The following is an 18,018-nucleotide window of genomic DNA, read 5'->3' as shown; positions in this document are numbered from 1 at the left end:
GCCATTTCTGCTTCGATGGGGGGTGGCGCTGGCGCTGGGTGGCGCGGTTCAGCACGCACTTGCCGCCGAACGTCTGATGCAGACCTGGCACCCCTGGCAAATGGACTCATTGCTCGTCGTGTGGGCGTTGACACAAGTGCCACGGGCTCAACCGCTGGTGGTCGAGTCGGTCGTCCGCGGCACGCCCATCCCGCCTGAACAGGCCATCGATACGCCCGAATCCCCGTACCGCCGCAATGGCCGACGCACGGCGTTCGAAGAAGCGGTACGGCAGACAGGCGTGTCACACCCCTGCATTCCCCGCCTGCACGAGGCAGTAAGGGTGGTTGAGCTGGCGTCGTGGCGAAAGCCCGAATACCCGGCGGTGGAAGCGTTCGAAGCCCGCCTGCGGAGGCTCATACCATCCCAGCCCATGCGCGGGGGCGTGGATGCCGCGTTGGAAGAGGTGGAAAAGTACTGCAGGGAGGGCAAGTGAAGAACATCTCGTTGACCAAGGGCACACGGCATCTGCGGGCGGCCTGCCTTGCGCTGGCGTTGCTGGTGACCGCGACGGCGGCACTGTCGCAGCCCGAATCCGACCCGCCGAGCTCGCCTGGCCTGCCAATCGGCATGAGCTTCGTGGCCCAGGACGCCGCCGGCATCTGGGGCCTGTATCACATCGATGAGCGCCGAGTTGCAGTGCGCCTGCCCACCCAGTTGGAGCCCCGCCTGGCCTGCGTGGTTCCGAACGGTAGCAAGTTCGTCTATTCGGCTGCCGACGGCAGCATTCGCCTGGGCACTGCGCGCCCAGGCGAAGAATCAGTCTTGGCGCGCGCCGATACCAGGCGCAGCTTCATCCAGCCCTGCTTGTCCGCCGACGGCCGTGAGGTTTACGTCGTGGAGATGGCCGAAGGCAAGAGCATCGAGACCGAGATCATTCGCTACACCAGCGGCGCCGATCAACCCGAGCGCATTGCCAGCCAACCTGGCGCGCAACACGACCCCTTCGTGCATCAGAAACGTTGGCTGGTCTACGCCAGCGTAGGCTGCTCGGCCGGTTGCGAGGAACTGCTGGTGGAGATCTGGACACGCGACCTGCTGACGGGCAAGGCCCGACAGTTGACCCTGCTCAACGCACTGTCGCAAGGGCCGGTGACGGACGGACGCCGAGTCGTCTTCAGCAGCAACACCAGCGGCACCCACCAGTTATGGCAAGTGGGCTTGGATGGCAGCAGTGTGCAGCAACTGACCCGCTCCCCCTTAAGCCAGGCTGTTTCGCCGGCCTTGTGTGGCGGAAACCTGCACTTCGTGAAGTCGACCCCGGGCAGCGCAGCCATTGTCAGTTTGACGCAAGACGGTCAAGAAGTGGAACTGTCCTTACCTGGCTTGAAGTCCTTTCGTGCCTTGAGGTGCCTGTAATGAGTCGATTTCGTGTTGCCATCGCCTGCTCGTTGCTGACTTTCCCGCTGATGGTGCTTGGGCAAGTGAAGCTGTTGAGTGTGAGTGCGACCGAACTGAACAGCACAGACAACGCCAACGTGGTGTACACCGTGCGCACCACCGACGACGGTGCTTTATCACTCGATGTACTGACGGGAGATGGGGATGTGGTGCGCCACCTAGTGAAACCGGACGCCAAGGCCGGCGAGCACGAATTGACCTGGGACGGGCGGGACTCGCGCGGCCGGCCCGTCCCCGACGAAGCCTACTGCCCCCGAGTGACGCTTCAGACGGCCAACGTTCGAACTGAGGACAACCCCTGCCGGCGAACTGGCGGCGAAGTGCTCAGTGATCTGAAGCCCAGCATCACCTCGAACGGCGACATTGCCTATACCGTCGAAAGTGCCGCTCGCGTGCTGATTCGGGTGGGCGTGAAACACGGCGCGATGATACGGTCCCTGTCCGTTTGGCGGCCACGCCCGGCGGGGCGCAACCTGCTCCGCTGGAATGGCTTTGACGAGAGTGGTCAGATCGACCTGCGTACCGACCGGCTTGCGCTGCTGGCTACTGCGTTCAAGCTGCCGGATTTCAGCGTCATCACCACCGGCCAAGCTGGATTGGATTATCGAACGTGGCGCACCGCCCAGGGTTGGCCCGAGAAGCCAGACACACCCGTGGATGGCGGCGCGGCAACGCCCCTGGAACGCGGTGGCATTCGCATTGCACGCCAGCACTACATGGCGCGCTACAAGGATCGGGAGCCTCGAATCACGGTGCGCTTCCTGGACAAGACCGGCAAGCCCTTGAATCCGGCCCGGAAGACACCTGACGAGGTTCGCGTCATGGTTGATCTCCATCCCGAGGACCGGTGGCTGATGCAGGAGCAACTATACGAAGTGGCCTTTTTCGTGAATGGCGACTTCGTCTCGGAAGAAGAGAACGGGTATGTACCTATCGGCTGGCTATGGAACACCGCAGGCTTGTCACGCGGCCGCCACCTGCTGACTGTGAACCTCACCGGGTTCACAGGCAGGGTTGGGACCAAAACCATCGCAGTACAGAAGTGACAGTGCTGCGCGGAAGGGCAGCCTAGATGGATGCCGCATCCGGACAGACTTTGCGGCGCTTACCCCCTCAACCCCTGCGCCTCGGCCGCCAGCCGGGTGATGCGCGCCCAGTCGCCCGACTTGACCGCGTCGGCCGGCGTCAGCCAGGAGCCGCCGCAGACCTTGACGTTCGGCAGCGCGAGGAACTGCGGCGCCGTCTCCAGCGTGATGCCGCCGGTCGGACAGAACACGACGTCGTGGAAGGGGCTGGCAAAGGCCTTCAACAGGTTGATGCCGCCCACCGCCGTCGCCGGGAACAGCTTCAGGAAGCGGTAGCCGTCGGCATTGGCCATCATCACTTCGCTGGCCGTGGACACACCCGGCAGCAGCGGCAGGCCGATGTCCAGGCAGGTGCGGCCGATCTCGGGCGTGTAGCCGGGGCTCACGGCGAACTGGCAGCCGGCGTCCTTGGCGGCCTGCGCATCGGCGATGGAGCGCACGGTGCCGGCGCCGACGATCGCCTCGGGCACGGCGGCGACCATGGCGCGGATGCAGTCGAGCGCGGCCGGGGTGCGCAGCGTCACCTCCAGCACCCGCACGCCGCCGGCGACCAGCGCACGGGCCAGCGGCACGGCGTCTTCGACGCGGTCGATGACGATGACGGGGATGACGGGGCCGCAGGCGGCGAGTTCGAGGGTGTTCATGGGCGTGGTCAGGTTGACGGGTTCAAAGGAGGTTCGAGGGGCGCGTGACCGGTCCGGGCTCAGAGCCAGGTCACGGCGCCTTCTTCGGCGGTCAGCACGTTGCGGCGCATCCCGCCGAACAGCTCGCGGCCCATGCCGTGGCCCGCGTCCTCGGCCAGCGCGTCGGAGCGGCCTTCGATGGCGCGCGCCGCCCATTCGTCGGCCGGCACCAGCGCGTCCAGCGTGCCGGTGACCGCGTCGACGCGCACCAGATCGCCCGTGCGCACCTTGCCCAGCGGGCCGCCGGCCAGCACCTCGGGGCTGACGTGGATGGCGGCCGGCACCTTGCCCGACGCGCCGCTCATGCGACCATCGGTGACCAGCGCGACACGGAAGCCCTTGTCCTGCTGCACGGCCAGCGGCGGCGTGAGCTTGTGGAGTTCGGGCATGCCGTTGGCCTTCGGGCCCTGGAAGCGCACGACGGCGACGAAGTCACGCTCCAGCTCGCCGGCCTTGAAGGCGACGTGCAGCGCTTCCTGGCTGTCGAAGACGATGGCCGGGGCCTCGATGATGTGGCGGTCTTCCGGCACCGCGCTGACCTTCATCACGCCGCGGCCGAGGTTGCCGGCCAGCAGCTTCAGGCCGCCCGACGCGCTGAACGGCGCCGCCGCGGTGCGCACGATGGTGTCGTCGATCGGCGTGCTCGGCAGGTCGTGCCACACCAGCGCGCCGTCCGCACCCAGCGTCGGCACGCGGCCATAGGCCGCCATGCCGCCCTCGGCCACCGTCAGCACGTCGCCGTGCAGGCAGCCGCTGTCGAGCAGCTCGCGCAGCACGAAGCCCGGCCCGCCGGCGGCCTGGAACTGGTTCACGTCCGCCTTGCCGTTCGGGTAGACCCGCGACAGCAGCGGCGTGCAGCCCGACAGCTCGGAAAAATCGGTCCAGTCGATCACGATGCCCGCCGAGCGCGCGACCGCGACCCAGTGGATCAGGTGGTTGGTGGAGCCGCCGGTGGCCAGCAGCGCGACCATCGCGTTGACGATGCAGCGTTCGTCCACCAGTTCGCCGATCGGCGTGAAGCGCTGGCCCTTGCGGATCGACAGCACGGTGCGCACGGCTTCGCGGGTGAGCGCCTCGCGCAGGCCGGCGTGCGGATGGATGAAGGCGGTGCCGGGCACATGCAGGCCCATCGACTCCAGCAGCATCTGGTTGGAGTTGGCGGTGCCGTAGAAGGTGCAGGTGCCGGCGCCGTGGTAGGCGGCGGATTCGGCTTCGAGCAGCTTGTCGCGGCCGACCAGCCCCTGGGCGAACTGCTCCCGGACCTTGGACTTCTCGCTGTTGGACAGCCCCGTGCTCATCGGCCCGGCCGGCACGAACACACACGGCAGGTGCCCGAACTGCAATGCCCCGATCAGCAGTCCGGGGACGATCTTGTCGCACACGCCCAGCAGCAGCGCGGCGTCGAACACGTCATGCGCCAGCCCGACTGCCGCCGCCATCGCGATCGTGTCGCGCGAGAACAGGCTCAGCTCCATGCCGGCGAAGCCCTGCGTCACGCCGTCGCACATCGCCGGCACGCCGCCGGCCACCTGCGCGGTGGCCCCCTGGCGGTGGGCCTCGTCGCGGATCAGCGCCGGGTAGCCCTCGTAGGGCTGGTGTGCCGACAGCAGGTCGTTGTAGGCGGTGATGATGCCGATGTTGGGCGCCTTCTCGGCCACCACGCGGAACTTGTCGGCGCCCGGCAGCGCGGCGAAGGCGTGGGCCACGTTGGCGCAGCCCATGCGGTCAGCGCCCCGCGGCTGGGCCGCCGCGGCCCGGGTCCGGCGAAGGTAGGCCTCGCGCTGCGGGCGGCTGCGTTCACGGATGCGGGCGGTGATGTCGGCAATCTGGGTTTTCATGGCGTTGGCGGTCGTGAAACTTGATTGTCGATTAAAGCGTAACTAAGTTACATCGTCAAATCTTTCCGTCCCTGCGACCAGGGCTACCCGCCAGCGCACGCACCGTCCGTGCCAGACCACAGCATGTGCGCCAGCCCCTGCAGAAATGGCTGCAGCCCGCCAGGACAGAGGTCTTCTGTCCTGGCGGGCTGCACAGTGGGGACACCGGGTGGGATCAGGCCGTAACCGGCCCGTAACCCAACCCGTGACCCGGCGCAGTTCGCGTGCGCTTACTGGGCGTCGACGAGGCGGATCTCGACGCGACGGGCTTCACGCTCGGTGCCCGTGCCGGTGGTGCTTTCCGGCTTGCGCAGCAGCACCTGCTCCAGCGGAATGCCCCCGACCAGCAGGGCCGCGCGCACGGCCTTGGCACGCTGCTTGGCCAGCTCGGCGTTCATGACCGGGTCACCCGTCGAGTCGTGGTAGCCCGACAGCAGGACGCGCTTGCCCGGATCGGCGGCGAGCGCCTTGACGGTGTCGGCCATGGCGGGTTCCGCGTCCGGCAGCAGTGCGGCCGAGCCCGATTCGAAATACACGGTCGCCAGTGCAGCGGTCGTGGTCGTGTACTCCACCAGCACATCGGCCGGATCCGTCGCGCTGGTCGCCGCAGCGGCGGTCTGGGCGACGGGTGCCGCCGGACCCTTCATCGTGCGCACCACGGCAAAGCCGAGCACGCCCAGCAGCAGCACCGCCACGCTGGAAAACACCACCCACAGACCCACCTTGCGGCTTTCGTCGCGATCGTCGTCACTCATGGAGAATCCTCCTCATCGTTAAAAGGTGCGCAAGTTTAAAGGCCTGCACGTTGTCAGGGCGTGATGCATCCGGTCACAGCACCCGCTTGTCGCACCTGCACCACTGCCGTCACACTGCCAGACCATGCACGGTCCATTGCCCCCTCCCGCCCGTTCCACGGTCTGCTCGGCGCACGCACTGCGCCTGCTGCAGACCACCCGACAACAGCTGGCCGAGCGACTGGACCGGGGCGAGGCCTTCTGGCTCTACGCCTACGGCTCGCTGCTCTGGAAGCCGCAATTCACGCCGGCGGAAATCCGGCCGGCCCGGCTCTGGGGTTTCCACCGGGCCTTGCGGATGCGCTCGCGGGTCAACCGCGGCTCGGCGGAATGCCCCGGGCTGGTGTTTGCGCTGCTGCCGGGGGGCTCCTGTGTCGGGCAGGTGCACCGAGCGGGCAGCGGGGACGGTGCGGACGCACTGTCCCAGCTCGACACACTCTGGGAACGCGAGATGCCCAATGGGGTCTACACGCCGCGCTGGCTGCGCTGCCACACGTCGCAAGGCCCTGTCACCGCGCTGGCGTTCACGCTCGACCCGGACCATCCCTCCCACACCGGCCGCCTCGACGACGCAGCGCACCTGGCCATCTTCCGCAATGCGGCAGGCCGCTATGGCCGCACCGTGGACTACCTGCACCGCACGGCGCAGTGCCTGCAGGCGCTGTCGATCCACGATGCCGAGGTCTCACGCCTCGTTCGGCTGGCGCGCGACCACGGACTGCTGCCAGGCCAGGACGGTGCTTGACGCACGCACCTGTGCCAGATCGGCCTGCGTGTTGATGTCCTGGAGCACCCCCGCATCGTCGGTCTCGACGGCCGCCGACGGGTAGCGCACCAGCAAACGCCGCAGCCCCTCTTCTCCGCTGAGCTGCACCAGCTCGGAGTACAGCTCCGCTGACAGCCCGACCGGAAACCCCTGGCGGCCACGGTACTGGGCGTAGGCCACCGGCGCCTGGCCCAGTGCACGCGCCACCGCGCGCAGGGTCTGCGGCTGCACCAGCGGCATGTCACCCGGCAGGATCAGCCAGCCCGGTGCATGCGGACGGGCGCTGACCCCCGAGGCGATCGAGAAGCCGACACCCAGGGGCTCGCGGCTGGCGGATCCGACCGGGGGCAGCAGCACGATGTCGCGGGACGCCACCACACCGCGCGCCACCTCCACCAGCGCAGCCACCGTGACCACCACCAGTGGCAGCCCCGCGGAGACAACCGCGTCCAGGGTGTGCGCCAGCACGCTGGCCGGTCCGAGCGACTGCCCGAGCTTGGGGCCGGCGCCCTCGAAGCGCGCGCCGCCACCCGCGGCCAGCACCACCACGGTCGGCAGACTCCGGGTGGGACTCATGGGAAGCTCCTCATCAAGGCATCAGCGTGGTCCATCGTTGTTCTCCCTTGCATGCCGACATGGGAACCCACATCGCACGCCAAGAAAACTGGTGCCTTCACTTAAGGAGAACTGCTAGCCACGCGGCCTCGGCTGGATCAGTCCGACGTCAGGGAGGTGTGTTGCGCTGGAGCAGTGCACCGGCCAGCAGAGATTTCTATAATCCAGGCATGAACAACATCGCCGATCTGCGCAAGAGTTACGAAGCCGGGGAACTCGACGAACACAGCGCTGCCGGCATGCCGCTGCAGCAGTTCGACCTCTGGCTGCAGCAAGCCCTCAAGGCCGGTGTGCCGGAACCGAACGCGATGACGGTGGCCACCGTCGGCGCCGATGCCCGGCCATCGACCCGCATCGTCCTGATCAAGGGCTATGACGCCCGCGGCCTCGTCTGGTACACCAACTACGACAGCCGCAAGGGGCAGGAGCTGGCGCTGCATCCGTGGGCCGCGCTGCAGTTCCACTGGGTCGAGCTGGAGCGGGTCGTCCGCATCGAAGGCCCGGTCGAGAAGGTGTCGGCCGAGGAATCCGACGCCTACTACGCCTCGCGTCCGCTGGACTCTCGGCTGGGGGCCTGGGCCTCGCCGCAGAGCCAGCCGATCACCTCGCGCGCGGTGCTCGTCAGCAATGCCGCCCGCGCCGCGGCGCAGCACGGCCTGCACCCGCCCCGTCCGCCGCACTGGGGCGGCTACCGGCTCGCGCCGCAGCGCTGGGAGTTCTGGCAGGGCCGCAAGTCGCGCCTGCACGACCGGCTCGTGTACCGGCAGGACACCGACGGCCAGTGGCTGCGCGAACGCCTGGCGCCCTGAGTCAGCCCGATTCGGCGCAGAGTCCCCCCTCGGTGGGGCAGAATGCGCCGACCTGACCACCCGGCACTCTGCCTGATCCCCCGTGCTGTTCGACCCTTCCTGGAAACCCCTGCTGTCGGCACTGCTGCAGCCACCGGCCAGCCTGCTGCTGCTGATCCTGCTCGGCCTGTGGCTGGTGCGCCGCAGGCCCGGCCTGGGCACGGCGCTGATCGCGCTGAGCACGGGCGGGCTCTGGCTGATGTGCTGTGTCGGCACCGCCCGCTGGCTGCAGGACAGCGTGCTGCGCCCCCCCGCAGCCCTGACCCCGGTGCAGGTCCGCGCACTGGTGCGCAGCCCGAACCAGCCCCCGACGGCCATCGTCGTGCTCGGCGCGGGACGCCACCGTCTCGCCGCGGAATACGGCGCCTCCAACCTCACCCAGCAGGCCATGGTGCGGCTGCGCTACGGCGTCTGGCTGGCACGGCAGACGGGACTGCCGCTCGGCTATGCCGGTGGAGTCGGCTGGGCGCAGATCGGCGAACAGTCGGAGGCCGAGACGGCCGCCCGCATCGTGCAGGACGAACATGGCACCAGCCTGCGCTGGACCGAATCGCGCTCGCGCGACACGCGCGAGAACGCCGACCTGATGGTGCCGATGCTGGACGGTGCCGGCGTGAAGCGCATCGTGCTCGTCACGCACGCCTCGCACATGCCGCGGGCCATGCGTGCGTTCCGGGAAGCGGCCGGCAAGCGGCTGGTCGTCATCCCCGCGCCGGTCGCCGCGGTGACACGCGACGACCAGACGATCCTGGACTGGATGCCCTCGCACCAGGGCTTCACGCTGGTCCACAACGCCCTCCACGAAGTGCTGGGGCTGGTCACGGGCTCATGACTGGCCCGTGAACAGGCGTCCCCACAGGGCGTCCATGCGCTGGGTCACGGCCCGGTCCATCTCGATGGTGCGGCCCCACTCGCGGCTGGTTTCACCGGGCCACTTGTTGGTGGCGTCCAGCCCCATCTTGCCGCCCAGCCCCGACACCGGCGACGCAAAGTCGAGGTAGTCGATCGGCGTGTTCTCGACCAGCGTCGTGTCGCGCACCGGGTCCATGCGGGTCGTGATGGCCCAGATCACCTCCTGCCAGTTGCGGATGTCCACGTCGTCGTCCACCACCACGATGAACTTGGTGTACATGAACTGGCGCAGGAAGCTCCAGATGCCGAACATCAGCCGCTTGGCGTGTCCGGGGTAGCTCTTCTTGATGCTGACGATCGCCATCCGGTAGCTGCAGCCTTCGGGCGGCAGGTAAAAGTCGGTGATCTCCGGAAACTGCTTGCGCAGGATCGGCACGAACACCTCGTTCAGCGCCACGCCCAGGATGGCCGGCTCGTCCGGCGGTTTGCCGGTGTAGGTCGAGTGGTAGAGCGCATCCTTGCGCATCGTCATGCGGCTGATCTCGAACACCGGGAACCAGTCCTGCTCGTTGTAGTAGCCGGTGTGGTCGCCATACGGCCCTTCCAGGGCGTGGAGGTAACCATCCTTTTCCTTAAGCGGAATGCCTTGTTCGCTCACGCCCTCGAATCCGGGCGCAGCGGGCGGGATGTGGCCCTCCAGCACGATCTCGGCAAACGCGGGCACCTGCAGCTTCAGATCACCCTCGCCGACACCGCTTTCCGCCAGCTCGGTGCGCCCTCCGCGCAGCAATCCCGCGAACTGGTATTCGGACAAGGTGTCTGGCACCGGCGTGACCGCGCCCAGGATCGTGGCCGGATCCGCACCCAATACCACTGCGATCGGAAAGGGCATTCCAGGATTTGCGTGTCCGAATTCACGAAAATCCAACGCACCTCCACGGTGGGCCAGCCACCGCATGATGGTCTGACGCGGCCCGATCACCTGCTGCCGGTAGATCCCCAGGTTTTGCCGTTTCCGGGCATTCGGGACCGACTGCGGACCCCGGGTTACCACCAATCCCCAGGTGATCAAGGGGGCCACATCCCCCGGCCAGCAGTGTTGAATGGGCAAAGTTCCCAGGTCAATTTCACTACCCGAAATGATCAATTCATGGCATGCCGCACGCCGGACCACGGCGGGCTTCATGTCCCACACCGTCTTGGCCATTCGTAACAGACGACCGGTGTCCTGCAGGCCTCTGGGGGGCTCCGGCTCCTTGAGACGCGCCAGAAGCTCACCTATTTCACGTAACGAAGAGACGTGCTCCGCCCCCATGCCGAGCGCCACACGCTCCGGCGTACCGAAAAGATTGGTAACAACCTGGGTTGACGAACGCCCCCCGCGCACCGTCGGGTGCTCGAACTGCAGGGCCGGACCGCCGGCGCGCAAGGTCCGGTCGGACAGCCAGGTCATCTCCAGTTCGACTGCAACCGATTCTTTCACTTTGAGCAGGGCCTTACGTTGCTCCAACAAGGCCAGGAAGTCTCTCAGATCGCGGTATTTCATGAATTTACAATCTCATTACGGTGTTTCTTATTGTTGACTGGTTATTTGGACGACTTCTAGAATTCATCCGTTTTCGAACACAGGGGGCTCGTGGCCTGCCGCTGATGCGTAGCTGCCCCCTTCGATCCCGTTGCCTGTAGAGGGGTTGACCACCCGACAAGAACCACTCGAACGAGGGCTGTCGGCTGTTGCGCAACGGGGATTATCTGGGCGCCCGCCAATGGCCACACGGCGCCCGCAGTGATCGAACGAGGAGTTGCATGACTGCACCCCGATCCTGGACGCGGATTCAGACCGCCACCGCCGAGTCGGTGCGTGTCTTCATCGCGGATCTCGGCAACGGCCTGCTGGCCGTCAGCCACAACAGTCTGGCCGTCATCGGACTGGCTGTCCTGAGTGTCACCTTCGTCATTGGCGGTCGCGCCGATGTGCGGGGTCTGCTGGAAGAACGTGCGCTCGACTGGCTGGTCGAACGCCAGGAAGCCCGCTCTGCGGAAACCAGCCAGATGGAAGAGCCCAGCCTGCTGGCACAGGGCGACTTCTCGGCGGTGGACCGCGCGACGGCCATCGACCCGAGCGAGCTGAACCGCCAGCAGGCAGCAGTGGCCCAATGGCTGGCGCGGCGCTACAAGGTCGCCCCCGAGCCGGTCGGCCGCCTGGTCCAGGAGTCCTGGTCGCTGGGCAAGCGTGTCGGTCTGGAGCCGACGCTGATCCTGGCCATCGTCGCCATCGAGTCGTCGTTCAACCCGTTCGCCCAGAGTTCGGTCGGCGCACAGGGGCTGATGCAGGTGCTCACCCGCGTGCACGACGACAAGTACGTCGCGTTCGGCGGCAACCATGCCGCGTTCGATCCGCTGACGAACCTGCGTGTGGGCGTGCAGGTGCTCAAGGACTGCATCGCCAAGGCGGGCTCGGTCGAAGGCGGTCTGCGCCACTACGTCGGTGCAGCCAACCTCGCCAGCGACGGTGGCTATGCCTTCAAGGTGCTGGCCGAGCAGGAGTTCCTGCTGCAGCTGATCAAGGGCCGCTCGGTGCCCGTGACGGCCCGCCTGCCCGTGCCGCCGGTGTCCGCACCCGCCGAACAGCCGAGCACTGCGCCTGCACTGACGCCGCAGGCCAACCCGGCCACCAGCCCCTCTGCCACCGTCAACCCGGTGCTGCAGAGCAAGCCGGACCGTGTCGCAGCACTGAGCTACTGACCGGCCACTGACCGACAGCGCTGCTGATAAACTCCGCGCACCACGCAACTGGCGTTCACGGACCCCGCCCGGGGTCCAAGGTGGGTCAACCACCGGGGAGCGTGGTCGCGGCAGGCCCGGACCGGGGTCTGTGCAGCGGATTCATTGCCGTGCGCCTGGGCAGCCCACCGCCTCCGCCTGCAACCAGGCGAGGTCGGCGGGGCCGGACTTCACCGACAGGACTGCCTCCCCATGTTTGACCGCGCTACCCAGACCCTCGCCGCCATCGATCCCGAGATCACGGCCGCCATCGACGCCGAAGTGCGTCGCCAGGAAGAGCACATCGAGCTGATCGCCAGCGAGAACTACACCTCGCCCGCCGTCATGGCCGCACAGGGCTCGCAGCTCACCAACAAGTACGCCGAAGGCTACCCTGGCAAGCGCTACTACGGCGGCTGCGAACACGTCGACGTCGTCGAGCAGCTCGCCATCGACCGCGCGAAGAAGCTCTTCGGCGCCGACCACGCCAACGTCCAGCCGAACTCCGGCTCACAGGCCAACCAGGCCGTCTTCTTCGGCCTGCTGCAGCCCGGCGACACCATCATGGGTCTGAGCCTGGCCGAAGGCGGCCACCTCACCCACGGCATGCCGCTGAACATGTCCGGCAAGTGGTTCAAGGTCGTCTCCTACGGCCTGGACGCCAAGGAAGACATCGACTACGAGCAGATGGAACGTCTGGCCCACGAGCACAAGCCGAAGCTGATCATCGCGGGCGCGTCGGCGTTTGCGCTGCGCATCGACTTCGAGCGCTTCGCCCGGGTCGCCAAGGCGGTCGGCGCCTACTTCATGGTGGACATGGCCCACTACGCCGGCCTGATCGCCGCGGGCGTCTACCCGAACCCGGTGCCGCACGCCGACGTGGTCACCACCACCACGCACAAGACCCTGCGCGGCCCGCGCGGCGGCCTGATCCTGATGCGCGGCGACGACATCGCCAAGAAGATCAACTCGGCCATCTTCCCCGGCATCCAGGGCGGCCCGCTGATGCACGTCATCGCCGGCAAGGCGGTCGCGTTCCAGGAAGCGCTGCAGCCTGAGTTCAAGGCCTACCAGGAACAGGTCGTCAAGAACGCCGCCGCGATGGCCGAGACGCTGACCAAGCGCGGCCTGCGCATCGTGTCCGGCCGGACCGAGAGCCACGTCATGCTGGTCGACCTGCGCCCGATGGGCCTGACCGGCAAGGAAGCCGAAGCGCTGCTGGGCCGTGCCCACATGACCTGCAACAAGAACGGCATCCCCAACGACCCGCAGAAGCCCATGGTCACCAGCGGCATCCGCCTGGGCTCGCCGGCGATGACCACGCGCGGCTTCAAGGAAGAACAGGCCGTGCTGACCGCCAACCTGATCGCTGACGTGCTGGAAGCCCCGACCGACGAGGCCGTGCTGGCCCGTGTGCGCGAGCAGGTCGCGGTACTGACGCGCGACTTCCCGGTCTACCGCGGCTGATCCGTTCGAGCGATCAGGTGTCCTGACGATGCGCTGCCCTTACTGCGGTCACCAGGACACCACCGTTGTCGAGACACGCGCGTCGGACGAGGGTGACGCGATGCGCAGACGCCGCCGCTGCAGCGCCTGCGACAAGCGCTTCACCACCTACGAGCGGGTCGAGCTGGCCATGCCCGCCGTGGTGAAGAAGAACGGCAACCGCATCGAGTTCGACCGCGCCAAGCTGCGCGCGTCGATGATGCTGGCCCTGCGCAAGCGCAATGTGAGCGTGGACCTGATCGACGCCGCCATCGCCCGCATCGAGAGCACGCTGTTCACCAGCGGCGAGAGCGAGGTCACCACCTCGCACATCGGCGAGCTGGTGATGCGCGAACTCAAGCGCCTCGACAAGGTCGCCTATGTCCGCTTCGCGTCGGTCTACCGCCGCTTCGAGGACGTGGACGCCTTCAACCAGCTCATCCGGGAAATCTGAGCGCTGCGCATCGAGCGCGCGGTATCCCCCCGCTCTCCCCCGAAATACCCGAACGACTCCCCCTTCGGAGCGAGGCGCCCACCGGGGCGGCTTTCCTAGACTGAACCCTGCACTTCACCCCGCAGGACAGGAAGGAAGGCCGATGACACAAATGCCGTCCCGGACGACGAAACCGCCACTCCGGCGCGCACACGGCGCACACGGGCTCACGCTGGTGGAGCTGCTGGTCGTCCTGGCGCTGGCCGCCCTCATCCTGCACAGCGCGACCCTGTCGTTCTCCGGCTGGCTGCAGCGCCAGCACCTGCTCGGCGTGTCGGCCCAGTTCAATGCCGACCTGCAGTGGCTGCGCAGCGCCGCCGTGCTGCGCCACCGCATCCTGCGCCTGAGCTTCCAGGACACCGGCGCCGGCATGTGCTACCTGATCCACAGCGGAGAGGCAGACACCTGCCGCTGCAGCGCCGATCCACGCGCCGAGCCGCTGGTCGCGTGTGACGACGGGACCGAGCTGCTGCGGGCGGCGCTGGTGCCAGCATCGCGGCGCATCCGACTGCGCTCGAACGTGGCCAGCCTGCGCATCGACCCGCGCCACGGCACCTTCACGCCCACCGGCAGCATCGAGGTCTCCACCACCGACGGCAGCAGCGCCCTGCGCCACGTCGTCAACATCCTCGGCCGGGTGCGGACCTGCACCCCGGGGCCACGTTTCCCGGGGTACAGCCCATGCTGAACACCACGCCACACCCGACCGCGAGCCGGGGCATGACCCTGGTCGAGCTGGCCATCGCGCTGGTCCTGGTCGCGATCCTGGCCTCGCTGGCGGTACCCGGCTGGCAGGCCCAGGTCCAGCGCACACGCCGCAGCGACGCCATCGTCGCCCTGGCACAGCTCCAGCAGGCGCAGGAACGCTGGCGCTCGCAGCGACCGACCTACGCCGCCGGACTCGGCCCGGACGGTCTGGCCCTGCCCGCCATCAGCCCGGCCGGCCACTACGACCTGAGCACATCGGTCGCCCCCGACACCGCCCACCACCGCTACCGCGTCACCGCCGTGGCCCGCGGCCCCCAGACGGACGACCGGCTGTGCCGGTGGCTCGTGCTGGACATCGGCGCCGGGCAACTGCACCACCGCTCCGGCCCGGACGGACAGACCGGCAACCTCGACGCGCAGAACCGCCTGTGCTGGAAATCATGACCCCGGCACCCGCCCTGCGGGGCTGGAGCCTGGTCGAGCTGATGCTGGCGATCGGGCTCGGATTGCTGCTGCTGACGGTGGTGCTGCACCTGGTGTCGGGGCATGTCGAGGAGCAGCGCCGCCTGCTGCTGGAGAGCCGGCTGACGCAGGATCTGCGGACCGCGGTCGAGATGATCGCGCGGGACGTGCGCCGGTCCGGGTACTGGGCCGACGTGTCGGGCGGGGTCTGGGACAGCAGCCGTCCAACGGCCACCTTGACCGCCAACCCCTACCGAGGAGCCGTGCTAAACGGCCCGGCCGCCGCCCCCTGGCTCGGCTACGGCTACAGCCGCGACCTGACCGAGAACCACATCAGCAGCAACCAGGAAAAATTCGGTCTGCGCCTGAACACCAGCGCCCAGGTCATCGAGTGGCGCCTGTCCGGCAGCGCCGTCGCCCCGGACGAGCGCGACCACTGGCAGGCGCTGACCGACCCGGCGCTGATGCGCGTCACGCGGCTGTCGATCCGGCTCGACGAAGTGCGGCACAGCCTGCTCGCCCACTGCCCGAACACGGCCTGTGGCGCCCGGACGGACTGCCCGCCCGAATGGATCCAGCGCCGGGTGCGGATCGAGGTCGATGCGCAGGACGCCCGGGATGCCCGGGTGCAGCGCCAGCAGTCCACCGAGACCCGGCTGCGCAACGACGAGGTGGTCGGTGCCTGCCCGCCGTGAACAGGCGGGCACGGGCACGCTCGCGATGGTGATGACCCTGCTGCTGATCGCGCACCTGGGCCTGCTCTACAGCCACCGCGCGCTGCTGTTCGAGCAGCGCGCCAGCGCCAGCCAGGTCCGCGCCGTCCGCGCCCAGGAAGCCGCGCAGGCGGGGATCGACTGGGCCGTGGCGCGCCTGAACGACCGGCGCGCCACGGACATGCGGTGCCTGCCCGCACCGCCCTCCGCAGCAGACACGCCGGCCACGCTGCGCACCCGGTGGGAGCGCAGCTTCGCCACCGCCACCCCGCTGCAGCCCGCCTGCCGACAAAGCGACCCGGACCCGGTCTGGCAGTGCCACTGCCCCGACAGCGGCCCAGGCCGGGTCGCCGCCCCGGACGACAGCGCCGACCACCCGGCCTTCGCCCTGACGCTGGGCAGCGGCCCGCGAGCGGGACTGTGGACGCTGACCGCCGAAGGCTGCTCGATGCCAGGCCCGGATTGCGGCGCGGCGTCGGGCAGCCCCGAGCCCGACGGGCGTTACCGCGTCACCACCGTGCTCGCCCCCCTCGGCCAGCTGGTGTCGCCACCGCTGGCCGCGCTGACCAGCGTGGGCGCCGTCACGCTGTCCGGCAGCGCCCGCGTGGTCAACACCGACCTCGCCAGCGGGGGCACCGCCATCCACAGCGGTGGGGACATCACGCTGCAGGCCCCGGCGACGGTGATCGGCCCGTCCGGCCAGCCGGTGAATGCCGGGCTGGTGGGCAACGACCCGCCACTGACGGGGCGCGCCCCCACCGGCACGGACACGCTCTGGCCACGCCTGTTCGGGCTGGACGCACGCGCGCTGCAGGCCCTGCCCGCCTGGGAGCCGCTGGCCTGCACAGGGGGCTGCACCGGCGCAGACCTCGACAACGCCGTGCAGCGGGGGGCACAGGCGCTGTGGCTGGACGGCGACCTGCGCCTGGCCGCCGGGGCCTGGGGGAAGACCGAGGCGCCGCTGCTGATCGTCGTGCGCGGCACGCTGCAGCTCGGCGCCGACGTGTCGCTGCAGGGCTTGGTCGTGGCCGACCATGTGCAGGCGCTGGCCACCGCGGCGCCTCGAAGCCAGCTCCGCGGCGCGCTCGTCAGCCTGGGGACCACCATGCTGGACGGCGCGATCGACGTGGTGCGCGACCCGGCCGTGCTGCAGCAGGCCGCGGCGCTGGGCAGCGTGCTCGCCCCGGTGCCGGGCAGCTGGTTCGATCCGCACACCCGATGAAGCGCGCCTGCACCGGCTTCGCGCTGATCGAGCTGCTCGTGGCGGTGGCGCTGCTCGGGCTGGGCACGGCGTCGCTGCTGCGGCTGCACCTGGAACTGCGGCGCACCACGGACCTGTCGCGCCAGCGCAGCGAAGCCGTCCGGCATGCCGCGCAGCACCTGGAGCAACTGCGCGGGCGCACGCCAGCCGACCTCGGCGGGCTCGCGGACACCGGCCCGCAGGTGCTCGACACGCCCACCTCGCCGACCCGCTACACGCTGGAGCGCCGCGTCAGCACGGACACGGCGGGCCGGCTCATGCAGGTGGCCGGCACCGTGCGCTGGCAGGACCGGCAGGCGCTCGACCACACACTGACGCTGGCGACCGCCCTGAAGATGCTGGACCCCGCGTTTGGCGCGGCCACGCTGCTGAACCGCGCCGCCGCCCCGGGCAGCGCGAGCCCGACCGCCCCGGGCATGTCGGAGCGCTCGCTGCGCATCCCCGCGTCCGCCCGCGACCTGGGCGATGGCCGCCACGCCTTCAAGCCGCGCACCGACGAGGCCCTGGTCTGGCTGTTCGACAGCCGCAGCGGCGAGGTGATCGGCCGCTGCGACAGCACCGTGGGGCTGCCGGCCGAGGCCCTTGACGCCAGCAGCCTCGGCACCTGCAAGGTGTTCAGCGGCCTGCTGCTCAGCGGCCACGTCCGGTTCGCCACCGACCGCGACACCCTCACCGCCGCCGACGCCGAACAGCCCGCCAGCCCCGCGATGGGCCTCACCCTGCGCCTGACGCTGACCACCACCGGCCACCCGAGCCCGGCCTGGGAGTGTGTGCAGGACGGACCGACCGGCGTGCCGCCCGGCACCACGCTGAACACCTCGATCGCCTACCACTGCGTCATCCAGCCCGTTGCGCCCGCCTCGGGCGGCACGCCACGCTGGTCCGGCCGGCTGGACCTTGTTCCACAAGGCTGGCTGCTGGTGAGCGCCTCCGGCAGCACCGGGCGGTTCCGCATCTGCCGCTACAGCGCCGACCACGACGGCAACGGCCGCATCGACAACCCCGAGCACCCGGCCAGCCACAGCGTGGTGACGACCGCGCTGGGCAACCAGAATTTCCTGGTGATCCGGGCCGCGGCGCGCTGCCCGGTCGATGTCGGCCCGTTCGGCACCTCGGGCCTGACCGGCACGGGCAACGCCGTGGACGACAGCACCGTCGCCCACCAGCCCTGAA

General features: G+C 68.9%; 19 protein-coding genes and 1 riboswitch. Of the genes, 14 read left to right on the top strand and 5 right to left on the bottom strand.

The annotated features are described in order from the left end of the window. Positions 1-22: 22 nt before the first annotated feature. Genes U5O44_RS19750 through U5O44_RS19740 form a run of 3 tightly spaced genes read left to right on the top strand, consistent with a single transcriptional unit; the run spans position 23 to position 2,486 of the window. Positions 23-475: a hypothetical protein gene (locus tag U5O44_RS19750; protein WP_322590100.1), complete on the top strand. Its 453-nt coding sequence runs from the start codon at positions 23-25 to the stop codon at positions 473-475. After that, positions 472-1,398: a TolB family protein gene (locus U5O44_RS19745; RefSeq protein ID WP_322590099.1), complete on the top strand. Its 927-nt coding sequence runs from the start codon at positions 472-474 to the stop codon at positions 1,396-1,398. The genes U5O44_RS19750 and U5O44_RS19745 overlap by 4 nt, the downstream gene beginning before the upstream one ends. Then, the gene (locus U5O44_RS19740) at positions 1,398-2,486 is read left to right on the top strand and encodes a FlgD immunoglobulin-like domain containing protein (protein ID WP_322590098.1); all 1,089 of its coding nucleotides are present in this window, start codon (positions 1,398-1,400) and stop codon (positions 2,484-2,486) included. Before U5O44_RS19745 ends, U5O44_RS19740 begins: the two co-directional genes overlap by 1 nt. A gap of 59 nt (positions 2,487-2,545) precedes the next feature. On the opposite strand, the gene U5O44_RS19735 is transcribed toward U5O44_RS19740, so the two are convergent. The 3 genes from U5O44_RS19735 to U5O44_RS19725 form a co-directional block, all read right to left on the bottom strand. Then, a complete protein-coding gene (locus U5O44_RS19735) occupies positions 2,546-3,169 on the bottom strand; it encodes a bifunctional 4-hydroxy-2-oxoglutarate aldolase/2-dehydro-3-deoxy-phosphogluconate aldolase (RefSeq protein WP_322590097.1) in 624 nt (207 codons plus the stop codon). 59 nt (positions 3,170-3,228) lie between these two features. Next, on the bottom strand, positions 3,229-5,046 hold the full coding sequence (gene edd / locus U5O44_RS19730; RefSeq protein WP_322590096.1) for a phosphogluconate dehydratase: 1,818 nt from the start codon (positions 5,044-5,046) through the stop codon (positions 3,229-3,231). A 269-nt stretch (positions 5,047-5,315) separates the two neighbouring features. Continuing rightward, the gene (locus tag U5O44_RS19725) at positions 5,316-5,840 is read right to left on the bottom strand and encodes an OmpA family protein (RefSeq protein ID WP_322590095.1); all 525 of its coding nucleotides are present in this window, start codon (positions 5,838-5,840) and stop codon (positions 5,316-5,318) included. A 124-nt stretch (positions 5,841-5,964) separates the two neighbouring features. Here U5O44_RS19725 and U5O44_RS19720 point away from each other — a divergent pair, with 124 nt between their 5' ends. Further along, positions 5,965-6,624, top strand: coding sequence for a gamma-glutamylcyclotransferase (locus U5O44_RS19720; RefSeq protein ID WP_322590094.1), 660 nt, complete (start codon positions 5,965-5,967; stop codon positions 6,622-6,624). On the opposite strand, the gene U5O44_RS19715 is transcribed toward U5O44_RS19720, so the two are convergent. Beyond that, entirely contained in the window at positions 6,565-7,221 is a 657-nt protein-coding gene (locus U5O44_RS19715) for a nucleotidyltransferase family protein (protein WP_322590093.1), read from the bottom strand. The two genes, U5O44_RS19720 and U5O44_RS19715, sit on opposite strands and share 60 nt — an antisense overlap. Positions 7,222-7,430: 209 nt before the next feature. Here U5O44_RS19715 and pdxH point away from each other — a divergent pair, with 209 nt between their 5' ends. Next, positions 7,431-8,069, top strand: a complete 639-nt coding sequence (gene pdxH / locus U5O44_RS19710; protein ID WP_322590092.1) for a pyridoxamine 5'-phosphate oxidase — start codon at positions 7,431-7,433, stop codon at positions 8,067-8,069. An 82-nt stretch (positions 8,070-8,151) separates the two neighbouring features. Then, positions 8,152-8,940: a YdcF family protein gene (locus tag U5O44_RS19705; protein WP_322590091.1), complete on the top strand. Its 789-nt coding sequence runs from the start codon at positions 8,152-8,154 to the stop codon at positions 8,938-8,940. On the opposite strand, the gene U5O44_RS19700 is transcribed toward U5O44_RS19705, so the two are convergent. Beyond that, positions 8,935-10,506, bottom strand: coding sequence for a UbiD family decarboxylase (locus U5O44_RS19700; RefSeq protein WP_322590090.1), 1,572 nt, complete (start codon positions 10,504-10,506; stop codon positions 8,935-8,937). The two genes, U5O44_RS19705 and U5O44_RS19700, sit on opposite strands and share 6 nt — an antisense overlap. 260 nt (positions 10,507-10,766) lie before the next feature. Between U5O44_RS19700 and U5O44_RS19695 the strand changes: the two genes are divergently transcribed. The 8 genes from U5O44_RS19695 (at position 10,767) to U5O44_RS19660 (ending at position 18,017) form a co-directional block, all read left to right on the top strand. Beyond that, the gene (locus tag U5O44_RS19695; RefSeq protein WP_322590089.1) at positions 10,767-11,705 is read left to right on the top strand and encodes a lytic transglycosylase domain-containing protein; all 939 of its coding nucleotides are present in this window, start codon (positions 10,767-10,769) and stop codon (positions 11,703-11,705) included. 34 nt (positions 11,706-11,739) lie between these two features. After that, positions 11,740-11,873, top strand: a riboswitch (ZMP/ZTP riboswitch). Between the two features lie 63 nt (positions 11,874-11,936). Next, positions 11,937-13,190 carry a serine hydroxymethyltransferase gene (gene glyA, locus U5O44_RS19690; RefSeq protein WP_322590088.1) on the top strand — a complete coding sequence of 418 codons (1,254 nt, stop codon included), beginning with the start codon at positions 11,937-11,939 and terminating at the stop codon, positions 13,188-13,190. 28 nt (positions 13,191-13,218) lie between these two features. Continuing rightward, positions 13,219-13,662 (top strand): transcriptional regulator NrdR, encoded by a 444-nt coding sequence (gene nrdR, locus U5O44_RS19685; protein WP_179634986.1) that lies wholly within the window; start codon positions 13,219-13,221, stop codon positions 13,660-13,662. Positions 13,663-13,804: 142 nt separating this feature from the next. Further along, positions 13,805-14,389, top strand: a complete 585-nt coding sequence (locus U5O44_RS19680) for a GspH/FimT family protein (RefSeq protein ID WP_322590087.1) — start codon at positions 13,805-13,807, stop codon at positions 14,387-14,389. Beyond that, positions 14,383-14,853 carry a type IV pilin protein gene (locus U5O44_RS19675; RefSeq protein WP_322590086.1) on the top strand — a complete coding sequence of 157 codons (471 nt, stop codon included), beginning with the start codon at positions 14,383-14,385 and terminating at the stop codon, positions 14,851-14,853. The genes U5O44_RS19680 and U5O44_RS19675 overlap by 7 nt, the downstream gene beginning before the upstream one ends. Then, a complete protein-coding gene (locus U5O44_RS19670) occupies positions 14,850-15,566 on the top strand; it encodes a hypothetical protein (protein WP_322590085.1) in 717 nt (238 codons plus the stop codon). The genes U5O44_RS19675 and U5O44_RS19670 overlap by 4 nt, the downstream gene beginning before the upstream one ends. Then, positions 15,550-16,806, top strand: coding sequence for a hypothetical protein (locus tag U5O44_RS19665; RefSeq protein ID WP_322590084.1), 1,257 nt, complete (start codon positions 15,550-15,552; stop codon positions 16,804-16,806). The genes U5O44_RS19670 and U5O44_RS19665 overlap by 17 nt, the downstream gene beginning before the upstream one ends. After that, positions 16,803-18,017 (top strand): prepilin-type N-terminal cleavage/methylation domain-containing protein, encoded by a 1,215-nt coding sequence (locus tag U5O44_RS19660; protein WP_322590083.1) that lies wholly within the window; start codon positions 16,803-16,805, stop codon positions 18,015-18,017. The genes U5O44_RS19665 and U5O44_RS19660 overlap by 4 nt, the downstream gene beginning before the upstream one ends. The last annotated feature ends 1 nt before the right edge of the window (position 18,018 follow it).

Source organism: Sphaerotilus sp. (assembly GCF_034519685.1).
GTDB lineage: Bacteria > Pseudomonadota > Gammaproteobacteria > Burkholderiales > Burkholderiaceae_C > Sphaerotilus.
This window is presented reverse-complemented; position numbering and strand designations above follow the sequence as displayed.